The sequence below is a fragment of the Nocardioides lacusdianchii genome, assembly GCF_020102855.1.
Lineage (GTDB): Bacteria > Actinomycetota > Actinomycetes > Propionibacteriales > Nocardioidaceae > Nocardioides > Nocardioides lacusdianchii.
This window is the reverse complement of sequence record NZ_JADHZD010000016.1, coordinates 40,518-52,693: the sequence shown is the minus strand read 5'-3', so window position 1 is coordinate 52,693 and position 12,176 is coordinate 40,518. Positions and strand designations below refer to the sequence as shown.

Annotated in this window: 9 protein-coding genes and 1 tRNA gene; 6 read left to right on the top strand and 4 right to left on the bottom strand. The window is 70.3% G+C overall.

Features of this window, described 5'->3' with window-relative positions:
* Positions 1-3: 3 nt before the first annotated feature.
* The 3 genes from IRX98_RS18560 to mftD all read right to left on the bottom strand — a co-directional run bounded on the left by IRX98_RS18560 (position 4) and on the right by mftD (position 3,305).
* The gene (locus IRX98_RS18560) at positions 4-1,188 is read right to left on the bottom strand and encodes an iron-containing alcohol dehydrogenase (protein ID WP_224279302.1); all 1,185 of its coding nucleotides are present in this window, start codon (positions 1,186-1,188) and stop codon (positions 4-6) included.
* A gap of 162 nt (positions 1,189-1,350) precedes the next feature.
* A complete protein-coding gene (locus IRX98_RS18555; protein ID WP_224279301.1) occupies positions 1,351-2,130 on the bottom strand; it encodes a mycofactocin-coupled SDR family oxidoreductase in 780 nt (259 codons plus the stop codon).
* Positions 2,127-3,305 (bottom strand): pre-mycofactocin synthase MftD, encoded by a 1,179-nt coding sequence (gene mftD, locus IRX98_RS18550; RefSeq protein ID WP_224279300.1) that lies wholly within the window; start codon positions 3,303-3,305, stop codon positions 2,127-2,129. The genes IRX98_RS18555 and mftD overlap by 4 nt, the downstream gene beginning before the upstream one ends.
* A 279-nt stretch (positions 3,306-3,584) precedes the next feature.
* On the opposite strand from mftD, the gene IRX98_RS18545 reads away from it, so the two are divergent.
* Positions 3,585-3,965 carry a hypothetical protein gene (locus tag IRX98_RS18545; protein WP_224279299.1) on the top strand — a complete coding sequence of 127 codons (381 nt, stop codon included), beginning with the start codon at positions 3,585-3,587 and terminating at the stop codon, positions 3,963-3,965.
* A gap of 79 nt (positions 3,966-4,044) precedes the next feature.
* On the opposite strand, the gene IRX98_RS18540 is transcribed toward IRX98_RS18545, so the two are convergent.
* A tRNA-Arg gene (locus tag IRX98_RS18540) sits at positions 4,045-4,117 on the bottom strand.
* A gap of 182 nt (positions 4,118-4,299) precedes the next feature.
* Here IRX98_RS18540 and IRX98_RS18535 point away from each other — a divergent pair.
* The 5 genes from IRX98_RS18535 (at position 4,300) to IRX98_RS18515 (ending at position 12,148) form a co-directional block, all read left to right on the top strand.
* Positions 4,300-6,138 carry a phosphoenolpyruvate carboxykinase (GTP) gene (locus IRX98_RS18535; protein WP_224279298.1) on the top strand — a complete coding sequence of 613 codons (1,839 nt, stop codon included), beginning with the start codon at positions 4,300-4,302 and terminating at the stop codon, positions 6,136-6,138.
* Positions 6,139-6,186: 48 nt separating this feature from the next.
* Positions 6,187-8,439 carry a putative bifunctional diguanylate cyclase/phosphodiesterase gene (locus IRX98_RS18530; RefSeq protein ID WP_224279297.1) on the top strand — a complete coding sequence of 751 codons (2,253 nt, stop codon included), beginning with the start codon at positions 6,187-6,189 and terminating at the stop codon, positions 8,437-8,439.
* Between the two features lie 45 nt (positions 8,440-8,484).
* Positions 8,485-9,912, top strand: coding sequence for a glycosyltransferase family 2 protein (locus tag IRX98_RS18525; protein WP_224279295.1), 1,428 nt, complete (start codon positions 8,485-8,487; stop codon positions 9,910-9,912).
* A gap of 10 nt (positions 9,913-9,922) precedes the next feature.
* Positions 9,923-10,129, top strand: a complete 207-nt coding sequence (locus IRX98_RS18520) for a hypothetical protein (protein ID WP_224279293.1) — start codon at positions 9,923-9,925, stop codon at positions 10,127-10,129.
* Between the two features lie 171 nt (positions 10,130-10,300).
* On the top strand, positions 10,301-12,148 hold the full coding sequence (locus IRX98_RS18515; protein ID WP_224279291.1) for a phosphoenolpyruvate carboxykinase (GTP): 1,848 nt from the start codon (positions 10,301-10,303) through the stop codon (positions 12,146-12,148).
* The last annotated feature ends 28 nt before the right edge of the window (positions 12,149-12,176 follow it).

Sequence of the window (12,176 nt, the reverse complement as noted above, 5' to 3'; positions counted from 1 at the left end):
TCATCACAGGGCGTCCCTGAACAGCTGCTGGATCTCGGCCTCGGACGCCGTGCGCGGGTTGGTGGTCAGGCACGCGTCGTCGAGCGTGGTGTGCGCCATCGTGTCGATGTCGGTGTCGGACACCCCGAGCTCGCGCAGCCCGCGCGGAACGCCCACGTCGTCGGCGAGCCGCCGGATGTGCTGGGCGAGGAGCTCGGCGGCCTCCTCGCCGGGCATGCCGTCGACGGCGATGCCGGCCGACCGGGCCAGGTCGATGAAGCGGTCAGGACTGGCACGGGCGTTGTAGCGGATCACGTGGGGCAGCAGGACACCGTTGACCACGCCGTGCGGCGCGTCCAGCAGCCCGCCGACCTGGTGGCTCATGGCGTGCGTGGCGCCGAGGATCGCATTGGTGAAGGCGAGGCCCGCTTGCAGGCTGGCCTGCGCCATCTTCGCCCGCGCCGTCATCTCGGCCGGCTCGGTGATCGTCGTGCGCAGGTTGCGGCAGACGAGGCCCACCGCGTTCAGCGCATGGGTGTCGGCGAGCGGGTTGTGCGCCAGCGACACGAAAGCCTCGATGCCGTGGGTGAGTGCATCGAGGCCCGTGGCGGCGTTGAGGTCCTCGGGCATGGTCGTGAGCAACCGCGGGTCCGTGATCGACACATCGGGTACCAGGGCTCGGCCCATGATGGTCAGCTTCACGTGCCTGTCGGTGTCGGTGACGATGCAGAACTGCGACACGTCGGCGCCAGTGCCGGAGGTCGTGGGGATCATCAGCAGCGGCGGGATGGGTCGCGTCACCTGGTCGACGCCGGCGTAGTCGCGGATGTCGCCGCCGTTGCCGGAGAGGATCGCGACGCCCTTGGCCGCATCGATGACCGAGCCGCCGCCGAGGGCGATGATGACGTCGCACTCGCTTTCGGCATACAACTCGTAGGCCCGGCGCACCTCGTGGTCCTTGGGGTTGGGCGTGACGTCGGTCCACAGCACCGGCGTGAGCCCCTCGGCCTTGAGCCGGGTGAGCAGCGTCGCCAGCCAGCCCGCCTCCACGATGCCGGGGTCCGTGACCAGGAACGGTCGACGTGCCCCCAGCCGGATGGCCGCGAACCCTGCCTCACCCAGTGAGTCGGCACCGAACACCACCTCCGGCGCGTGGAACTTCGCCAGGGCTGGAGGGGCCGGGGGGCGCGAAGGGGTCAGGGCAGACACCACAGGACCTCCTCACCCGGTTCGTTTCCACGGTAGCCCAGGGAAGCGAGCCGGGAACCCACTGGTGGGACGCCCTCACCCTAGGTGCCGGCCGGGCGACTTCCGCCCGTCACTGTGCGGGGGCCGCCCTGCCCGATCGGACAGGCACAACCAGATGCAAGCTCAGCCTCCCAGGTCGATGACCGAGCCGTTGAGCAGTCCGCCCGCCACGGAGCAGCAGTGCACGATCGTCGCGGCCACCTCCGCCGGCTCGTGCAGGCGTCGGGTGAGCTGGTCGCCGGCCAGGTCGGCCGGGTCCTCGAGCCCGTAGAGCCGGGCCGTCGCGTCGAGCATCGCGGTGCGAGTGGCTCCGGGTGAGACGGTCACCGCCGTGACGCCGGTCCCGACCAGGTCTGCCGCCAGGCCGCGCACCAGTCCGATCACTGCGTGCTTGGTCGCGGTGTAGCCGGCCAGGTGGAACAGCCCCCGGCTGCCCGCGGCGGAGGCGATCGCGACGAACCGGCAGCTCGCCGGGTCCGGGCCGGCCAGCATGTGGGGTACGGCGACGACGGCGGTGTTCCACACGCCGACCAGGTCGACCGCCCAGAGCGACTCGAGCTCGGCGGCCGTCGTCTCCCACGCGGGCCGACCGCCGACCATCACGGCGGCGCTGGCCACGGCCACGTCCAGCCTTCCCCAGCGCTCCAGTGCGAGGTCGGCCGCCGCACCGAGTCCGTCGGGGTCCCGGACGTCGGCGACGTGCGTGATGACCGCGTCGCCGTACGACCCGAGCAGGTCGAGGTCGTCGCGCGTCGCCAACGGGTAGTCGACACCGGGCAATCCATGGTCCTCGCCGAGGCACGCATCGACCGCGACCACGCGGCAGCCGTCGTCGACGAGGGCGCGGACCGTGGCCGCGCCGATCCCCCGAGCAGCACCGGTGACGAGGGCGACGCGGGTCACGACCGCGGGACGCCCAAGGTGCGGGTGAAGCCGTCGGGGACGATCACGTCGTCGGGCGTGAGGTCGTGGATGGAGGAGTGGCCGAGCCCCAGCAGCGTGGAGTCGATGCCACCGCGCAGGATGTCGAGGACGTTCTCGACGCCCGGCTGGCCGCCGGCGGCGAGCCCCCAGAGGTAGGCGCGGCCGATCATCACGGCCTTGGCACCGAGGGCGACCGCCTTCACGACGTCGCTGCCCCGCCTGATCCCGGAGTCGAGCAGCACGTCGAGGTCGTCACCGACGGCGGCCGCGATCGACGGGAGCACCCGGATCGGGGCCGGGGTGCCGTCCAGGTTGTTGCCGCCGTGGTTGGAGACGGAGATGGCGGTGACCCCCGCGTCGCGGGCGCGAAGCGCGTCGTCGACGCGGCAGATCCCCTTGAGCATAAACGGCCCACCCCACTCCTCACGCAGCCAGGCCACGTCCTCCCAGGACGGCGGCGGGGTGGTCATCCATTCGCCGTACGCCCCGAAGAACGTCGGCGCCTCGCCACCGGGCTCGGCCAGGTTGGGCGCGCTCAGGTCGGGCAGGGCACCGGAGCGCAGGAAGTCGGCGAGCCACCGCGGGCGGCGCAGCACCTCGGGCGCGAACTTCGCCATCGCCTTGAGGTCGAGCTTCTCCGGGATCTGCGGGCTGCCCCAGTCGCGGCCGTGCGAGAAGGACCAGTCCAGCGTGGCGATCAGCCCGACCGCTCCCGCGTCGCGGGCCCGATTCATCCGACGGACCATCGCGTCGCGGTCGCCCATCCAATAGGTCTGGAAGAACGTCTGCGAGTTCGCCGCGATCACCTCGGTGAGCGGCTTGCTGGCGAATGAGCTCAGGCCCATCGCCGTACCCCGCGCCGCAGAGGCGCGCGCCACGGCAACCTCACCGTCGGGGTGCACGGCCTGCACCCCTGTCGGCGAGATGATCACCGGCATCGAGATGTCCTGGCCCATCACCCGGGTGGCGAGGTCACGCTTGGCCGAGAGTCCGGCCACGTGCGGCGCCAGGCCCAGCTCGCCGAACGCCCGCGTGTTGTCGTCGTAGGAGATTCCCCGCTCCGACCCGGCGAGCAGGGCGGAGTAGACCGACGACGGCAGCCTCTTCTTCGCCCGTCGTTGCGCCTCGTTCACTGTCTCGAACCACTGACCCATCGGATCCTCCTCGTGTCGTCGGTTCGACGCTAGGCGGCGTACACGGTGCTGATAACTGCCCGTCCGGAGGGGACGTGACCACCACACCGGCAGGCCGTTACAGCCCCGGACGCACGCGAGATCACACCGCGTGCGGACACCCAACTGCCATTCGTTGCCGTTAGGCGTGGCCACAAGGAGACCCATTGGCCTGCCGGGCGCCGCACACAACGACATCGAAGAGGTCGAGCGGCTCGCCCGGGTCAAGCTCAGTTGCGGCATCGAATTCGCCAACCCGCGATGAACGACACCGTGCGCCTGACGATCGAGCGAATCGACATCACCGACATCGCCCTGCCAGGCGACGTGCTGCTCGACATCACCGAGACCACCGAGTCCGTTCTCGAGCGCGGTCGCCTGGACAACCGTGCGCTGGTACCGCGGACTTCTACCGTCGATGCAACGCACCCTCAGCTCCCCGCTGCTCCTCGGGAAGGTCGAGGTGATGACGGCCAGGGTGATGGGCATGATCACGGCTGCGCCGATACCGCTGGCCACGCGTGGAGCGGCTCCGAGCGGTCAGGCGACGCGGACCCCGAGGGGGAGTGGTGCGGCTGGGTGCGCCGGGACCCGCCTGCTTCCGCCAGTGGTACCTGCGGTGGTTCTTGGGCCGATTCTTGAGCCGATGCTGGCGACCGTGGTGGGTGGTGTCTCGCCTCGCGTGTGGCGTTCGTGCAGGTCATCGACCTGTTCCGATCTGCGCGCCTGTAGGGATTCGAACCCCAAACCTTCTGATCCGTAGTCAGATGCTCTATCCGTTGAGCTACAGGCGCCCGTCCGTGCTGGTCGTAGGACCCGCGAGGACTGGTCGAGAATAGCGGACGTACTCCGGACGAGCGAAATCAGCACCTCCCGAGGGCCGGTCCGGCCCGCGAGGCGGTGCCCTAGGGTGCCTAGCACCGCACACGCGACGGCACGTCGAACAACGGGTCGTCGCACGACGAGAGGCAGCGCGATGGCAGATCTCGAGGCAGTCCTGGACGAAGCCGGGCTGACCAACCCCCGTGTCCGCGAGTTCGTCAAGGAGTACGCCGAGCTCACCGGCGCCGAGCACGTCGAGGTGGTCAACGCCTCCGACGACGCCCGCCTCCTCGAGGAGGCCGTGGCGGCCGGCGAGCTCCAGCGCGCGGGGGAGGGGCGCTACTACTCCCGCAGCTACTACAAGGACACCGCCCGCTCCGAGGAGCGCACCATCGTCGCGACGAACGACGAGAAGGACCGCGGCGTCTACAACAACTGGCGCCCGGCCTCGGAGATGAAGCCGATGCTCCACGACCGGATGCGCGGCGCGTCCGAGGGCAAGACGATGTACGTCATCCCCTACCTGATGTCACCCCCCGGCAACCCGCTCGAGCCCTGGGCCGCCGGCGTCGAGCTCACCGACACCCGCACCGTCGTGCTCCACATGATCCGGATGGCCCGCGTGGGCGTGCAGTTCGTCAACGACCTCGAGGACCCGGACTCCTTCGTCCGCGCGGTCCACGTCACCGGCGACCTGGAGAGCCTCGGCCAGGGCACCCCCGACGACCAGCGCTACTTCGTGACCGTCGCCGACGAGCGCACGATCCTGCACTTCGGCTCCTCCTACGGCGGCAACGCGCTCCTGGGCAAGATCGCGCACGGCCTGCGGCAGGGGGCGTACGACGGCTGGGCGAGCCGGAAGTTCCTCGCCGAGCAGTACATGCTCATCGGCATCCACGACAAGGAGACCGGGAAGACCTGGCACGTCTGCGGCGGCTTCCCCAGCGCCTCCGGCAAGACCAACCTCGCGATGATGGCTCCCCCGGACGCGCTGGGCGAGCGCTACCACGTGACGTTCTACGGCGACGACATCGCGTGGCTGTGGGTCGACGAGGAGTCCGGTCGGCTGATGGGGATGAACCCGGAGTACGGCGTCTTCGGCGTCGCCAAGGACACCAACGAGGTGACCAACCCCAACGCACTGGACTCGATCCGGGAGGGCTCGCAGGCGATCTTCACCAACGTCGCCCACAACCCCACGACGGGCGAGGTGTGGTGGGAGGGCAAGTCCCCGAAGCCGCCGACCGACGTGAAGGGCTGGCTCGACTGGACCGGCGCACCACTGGCCGACCGCAAGGACAACGACACGGCCGCGTGGGCGCACCCCAACAGCCGCTTCACCACGACCCTGGCCAACGTCCCCAACATCGCACCCGACTACGACGTGCCGGCGGGCGTGCCGATCGACGCGATCATCTTCGGCGGCCGCACCCGCGACCGCGAGCCGCTCATCCGCGCGATCACCGACCTCGCCGAGGGCGTCTACGACGGCCTGACGCTCGGGGCCGAGGCGACCTTCGCGGCCGAGGGCGTCGACGGCCAGCTGCGCTACGACCCGATGTCGAACCGGCCCTTCATGGCCTACGGCGAGGGTGACTACGCCCGCCACTATCTCGACGTCGTCGGTGCGGCGAAGGAGCAGCCGATCTTCGCGCACGTCAACTGGTTCCAGAAGGACCCCGACGACGGGCACTTCCTGTGGCCCGGCTACCGCGACAACCTGCGTCCGCTGCTCTGGCTCCTGCAGCTGAAGAACGGCGAGGTCGAGGGACGCCGCACGGCCGTGGGCATCATCCCGACCGAGGAGGAGCTCGACCTCGCGGGCATGGACGTCCCGGCCGCCGACCTCCAGCGCATCCTCACCATCGACAAGGAGCGCTGGCAGCAGGAGATGGGCTTCCGCGAGGAGCACCTCGCGCAGTTCGACCGGATGCCCGAGGAGATCTGGGAGGCGCACCGCCGGGTGGCTGCGGACCTCGACGCGGAGGACTGACCACCGAATCGGCCCCGGCGGACGAAGATCGCACGTACGATCAAGTGCGTGTCAAGATCTCGGCAACATGCGGACCCGCTGCTGTGGTTGCGCAACGGCAAGCCCGGCGTAGGGCTGGCGGTGCCGTTCGCCGCGGTGGCGCTGGCGTGCCTCGGGGTCATCCTGGTCCCGCCGTACGTCAGCGGGTGGTGGGTCTACGCGTTGGCCGGGCTGCTCCTCGTCGCGGTCGCGGCCCTCTTCGTCCTCGCGGTGCGCCGCCCCGAGCGCACGTGGCTCGACCCGGCGCCGGCGTACCTGATGTTCCCCTTCGTCGCCCTCGTGCACCACGCGTCGGGAGGCGCGGCGGGGGGCACCTCGTCCGGACTGAGTGCGAGCGTCCTGCTGCCCATCCTGTGGCTGGCCATCACCGGCACGCGCCGTGAGCTGTGGGTGGCGAGCGGCCTGACGGTGCTCGTCTTCCTCCTCCCGATCGTGCTCATCGGCGCGCCGGAGTACGTGTGGGGAGACTGGCGCCGCGCCGCGGTGTGGAGCACGGTCGCGCTCGTGCTCGCCCCCGTCGTCCAGCGGATCGTGCACGACCTCGACCGGGAGACCCGTCGTGCCCGGACGGCGAACGAGCGTGTGGAGCGGCTCTTCGACAACGCTCCGCACGGGGTCGCCCTGCTCGACCCGGCGGGAACGGTCGTGCGCGTCAACACCGCCCTGGCCGTGATCGTCGGCCTCGAGCCGCCGGACATGGTCGGGCACCCCTTCACGAGCTTCGAGACGCCCGGCGAGGACGCCATCTCGGACCACGTCGAGCGCCTGATGTCCCACCGCAGCGAGATCATGGACGCCGAGTGCCGTCTGCGTGACTCGGGCGGCAACGACGTCGCCGTGGCGCTCAGCAGCACCGTGGTCCAGGACCCGCAGATCGGCGACATCGTGATGGTCAACGTCGTCGACGTCTCCGACCGCCGTCGCTACCTCGACCGGCTCGCCCACCTCGCCGACCACGACGTGCTCACCGGGCTGGCCAACAGGCGCCGCTTCGAGAGCGAGCTCGAGCGACACCTGGACCGGTGCCGCCGGCACGGTCCCACCGGAGCCCTGCTGCTGCTGGACCTCGACAACTTCAAGCAGGTCAACGACTCGCTCGGGCACAACGCCGGCGACCAGCTCCTCGTGACGATCGCGGGTCTGCTGCGTCGTTCGATCCGCACCACCGACGTCGTCGCGCGGGTGGGCGGCGACGAGTTCGCCATCATGCTCACCGACGCCGACCAGGCCGCTGCCCAGCGGGTGGCGGACCTCGTCGTGGAGCGCATCCGCGACCACGCGGCGACCCTCGACGGCGTACGCCGTCACGTGTCCGCGAGCGTGGGCGCGGTGACGTTCGCGGCGGCCTCCGAGCACTCCGCCGACATCCTCGCCCTCGCCGACATGACGATGTACGACGCCAAGGAGTCCGGCCGCAACCGCGTCGCGCTCCTCGCCGAGGGGGAGGGACGCGGCCCGCGCAGCTCGATGCGGCTGCAGTGGCAGTCGCGGATCGAGGAGGCCCTCGAGCACGACCGCTTCGCGCTCCACTTCCAGCCCATCATGGACATGAAGACCGGTCGCATCGACTCGGCCGAGGTGCTCCTGCGCCTGCGTGGCGAGGACGGCGAGCTCGTGCCGCCCGGGCGCTTCGTCTACATCGCCGAGCGCGCCGGCCTCATGCCGAGGGTCGACCGCTGGGTGCTCGACCGCAGCCTCGAGATGCTCGCGCAGCTGCGCCAGATCGTGCCCGACTTCTGCCTGGAGGTGAACATCTCCGGGGCGTCGATGGGCGACCCCGCGGTCGAGCAGACCATCCTGTCGGCGCTCCAGCGCTTCGATGTCGACCCGCACGCGCTGATCCTGGAGATCACCGAGACCTCAGCGGTGGCGGACGTCGCCCTGGCCCGCGAGTTCGCCGAGCGGATGGCGGCCCTCGGGTGCCGGTTCGCCCTCGACGACTTCGGGGCGGGCTTCGGCTCCTTCTACTACCTCAAGCATCTGATCTTCGACTACGTGAAGATCGACGGCGAGTTCGTCGCGCACGTCCACCGCTCGTCGGTGGACCGCACGATCGTGCGCTCGATCGTCGGCATCGCCCGCGACCTCGGCAAGCAGACGGTGGCCGAGTTCGTCTCCGACCCCGAGATCCTCGAGGTGGTCCGGGCCGAGGGCGTCGACTACGCCCAGGGCTTCCTGATCGGCAAGCCCGTGCCGATGGACGTCTTCATCGAGGAGTTCCTGCTGGTGCCCGCACCCGTGCCCGCCGTGGCTGCGGACTGAGCGCGCGGGCCACCACCCATGGCACAGCAGGAGGGAGCAGGTCGCGTGCAGTGGCTGCAGAGGTCAGTGGGACTGGCGATCGTCGGGACCGCCGCGCTGGGGGCGGTCGCCCTCTGGCTGGCGGTCGCCGCCGGTGCCCCCGAGAGGGGTCGCGCCCCCAGTGAGGGGGTGCTGTTCGGCATCTGGCGCGTCTTCTACGACACCGAGATGCCGGCGCCGCGCGTCCTCCTCGCCGCGGCGGGCGTCGCCCTGCTGCTGGCCGCTGCGGTCGCGGGGCTCGAGCGTCGCCTCCTGACCCGGGCGCGCCGCAGCGAGGACGGCAACCGGATGCCGCTGGCGCCGAAGCTGGTGATGTCCGAGACGCGCGGGCAGTTCGCCGGCCCCGTCACCATCACCGTCCTCATCCCGGCCCACAACGAGGAGGGCTGCATCGCGGAGACCCTCACGTCCCTGCTCGCCCAGGAGCCCCCGCCGGCGCGGATCGTGGTCGTCGCCGACAACTGCACCGACGGGACCGTGCGCCTGGCGCGCGAGGCGGGCGTGGAGGTCTTCGAGACGGTGGCCAACCGGCACAAGAAGGCCGGCGGGCTCAACCAGGCGCTGCACGACCTCCTCCCCGCCCAGGGGGACAACGACTGCGTGATGATCATGGACGCCGACACCACGCTCGACCCCGGCTTCCTCGCCGGCGCCACGCGCCGGCTCACCGACGACCGGGCCCTGATGGCGGTCGGTGGGCTCTTCTACGGCGAGGACGGCTTCGGCCTCATCGGACAGTTCCAGCGCAACGAGTACACGCGCTACCAGCGCGACCTGCGCCGGCGCCGCGGGCGGGTCTTCGTGCTCACCGGAACGGCGTCGGTGTTCCGCCCACGTGCCCTGCGTGCGGTGGCCGAGGAGCGCGGCAAGCTCCTGCCGGGCGTGCCCGGCGACGTCTACGACACGGTGGCCCTCACCGAGGACAACGAGCTCACGATCGCGCTGAAGACGCTCGGCGCGCTGATGGTCTCCCCCCGCGAGTGCACCGTCGTCACCGAGGTGATGCCGTCGTGGAGCGGTCTGTGGGCCCAGCGGCTGCGCTGGCAGCGCGGTGCCCTGGAGAACCTCGGCGCCTACGGGATGCGGCCGCAGACCTTCCGCTACTGGATGCAGCAGCTCGGCATCGGCTACGGCGTCATCGCGCTCGGCGCCTACCTGCTGCTGATCCTGCTGATGGTGCTGGCCACGTCGAGCTGGGTGTGGTTCCCGTTCTGGATCGGGATCGGCCTCGTCTTCACCCTCGAGCGGGTCGTCACCGTGTGGCACGGCGGGTGGCGGGCGCGCCTGCTGGCGCTCTCGCTCTTCCCCGAGCTCGGCTACGCGATGTTCCTCAACGTGGTCTACCTCAAGGGCGTGTGGGACCTGACGCTGGCCCGCCAGGCCGACTGGAAGCACATCGTCCAGCCCGACACCGCTGCACGGACGGGGGTCTGACGTGCTGGGCGTGGTCCCCATGGGGGTGCTCCTGCCGGACAGCATCCTGCGTCACGAGGCCATCGCGGTGCTCGCCGCCTTCGTGGCGATCAACACGATCGTCTACGTGACGCTGTCGGTGGCCAAGATGCTGCCGAAGGTCTACGTCAGCGACTGGTTCACCACCCGCAACCGTCGGGCGGAGACGCGCAGCATCCACCCGGACGCGCCGATCTGACGCAGCGGCAGGGCTGCCCAGCCGCGCCCGGGGCATACCTCCGGGTAGCGAGATCCACGTCACAACCCTTAGACCGATCCAATACGTGCTCGCTTTCACAAGCGCTAGCGTCCGGAAAAAGTCGCCGACAACGAGGCCGCGCGAACCGCGACGAACGCTGAAGGAACGGTCATGACCGCCACCATCGACACCCAGACGACTCCGCCGACGACCCACGAGGGCATCCTCGCCTGGGTCACCGAGATCGCCGAGCTCACCCAGCCCGACACCATCCACTGGTGCACCGGCTCCGACGAGGAGTGGGCCCAGCTCACCGCCTCCCTCGAGGCGACCGGGACGTTCACCCGCCTGAACCCCGACGTCATGCCCAACTCGTTCCACGCCGCCTCCGACCCGACCGACGTCGCCCGGGTCGAGGACCGCACCTACATCTGCTCGGTCGACGAGCGCGACGCCGGTCCCACCAACAACTGGATGGACCCGGCGAAGATGAAGGACCTCATGCGCGGGCTCTACGCCGGCTGCATGCGGGGACGCACGATGTACGTCATCCCCTTCGTGATGGGCCACCTCGAGGCCGAGCAGCCGATGTTCGGCGTCGAGGTCACCGACTCGGCGTACGTCACCGTCTCCATGCGCGTCATGGCCCGCATGGGCAGCGACGTCCTCGCCCGCATCGAGGAGCTCGACGCCGCCGGCCGCGACCCGCAGTGGGTGCCGGCGCTGCACTCGGTCGGCATGCCGCTGGAGCCCGGCCAGGCCGACGTGGCGTGGCCGTGCAACGACACCAAGTACATCGTCCAGTTCCCCGAGGAGCGGATGATCTGGAGCTTCGGCTCGGGCTACGGCGGCAACGCCCTGCTCGGCAAGAAGTGCTACGCGCTGCGCATCGCCTCCGTCATGGCGCGTGACGAGGGCTGGCTGGCCGAGCACATGCTCATCCTCAAGCTCACCTCGCCGCAGGGCGTGACCAAGTACGTCGCCGCGGCCTTCCCGAGCGCGTGCGGCAAGACCAACCTGGCGATGCTGAAGCCGACCATCCCCGGCTGGACCGTCGAGGCGATCGGCGACGACATCGCGTGGATGCGGGTCGGCGAGGACGGTCGCCTGTGGGCGGTCAACCCCGAGTTCGGCTTCTTCGGCGTCGCGCCGGGCACCAACGAGCACACCAACCCGCACGCGATGGAGACCATCCGCAAGGGCAACTCGGTCTTCACCAACGTCGCGCTGACCCCCGACGGCAACGTGTGGTGGGAGGGCCTGGAGAACACGCCCGCCGAGGCCACGAGCTGGAAGGGCGAGCGCTGGACCCCGGAGATCGCCGAGGAGACCGGCGAGCTCTCCAGCCACGCCAACAGCCGCTACTGCACCCCGATCAAGCAGTGCTCGATCCTCGCCGACGAGTACGACGACCCGCGCGGCGTCCCGATCGACGCGATCCTCTTCGGCGGCCGTCGCAAGACGACCATCCCGCTGGTGACCGAGGCGCGCGACTGGAACCACGGCACGTTCATGGGGGCGACGCTCTCCTCGGAGACCACCGCCGCCGCCGTGGGCGCGGTCGGCGTCGTACGCCGCGACCCGATGGCGATGCTGCCCTTCATCGGCTACAACGCCGGCGACTACTTCGGCCACTGGGTCGGCATCGGCAAGGACAACGACGCCGCCAAGCTGCCGAAGATCTTCTACGTCAACTGGTTCCGCCGCTCCGACGACGGTGACTTCCTCTGGCCGGGCTTCGGCGAGAACAGCCGCGTCCTCAAGTGGGTCATCGAGCGCATCGACGGCCAGGCCGCCGCCATCGAGACCCCGATCGGCCACGTGCCGGCGCCGGGCTCGCTCGACGTCGACGGCCTCGGCCTCACCGACGAGCAGCTCGCCCAGGCGCTCGCGGTCGACGCGGAGGAGTGGAAGGCCGAGATCCCGCAGATCGAGGAGTGGTTCGAGAAGTTCGGCGACGACCTGCCCGCCGTGCTGTGGAGCGAGCTCGACACGCTGAAGGCCCGCCTCGACGCCTGATCGCCGACGCAGCGTTGCCGGGACCCGC

Excerpts from the sequence above, each read along its gene's own strand:
- mftD (WP_224279300.1), bottom strand. The coding sequence starts at position 3,305 with ATGGGTCAGTGGTTCGAGACAGTGAACGAGGCGCAACGACGGGCGAAG.
- IRX98_RS18545 (WP_224279299.1), top strand. The coding sequence starts at position 3,585 with ATGAACGACACCGTGCGCCTGACGATCGAGCGAATCGACATCACCGAC.
- IRX98_RS18535 (WP_224279298.1), top strand. The coding sequence starts at position 4,300 with ATGGCAGATCTCGAGGCAGTCCTGGACGAAGCCGGGCTGACCAACCCC.
- IRX98_RS18515 (WP_224279291.1), top strand. The coding sequence starts at position 10,301 with ATGACCGCCACCATCGACACCCAGACGACTCCGCCGACGACCCACGAG.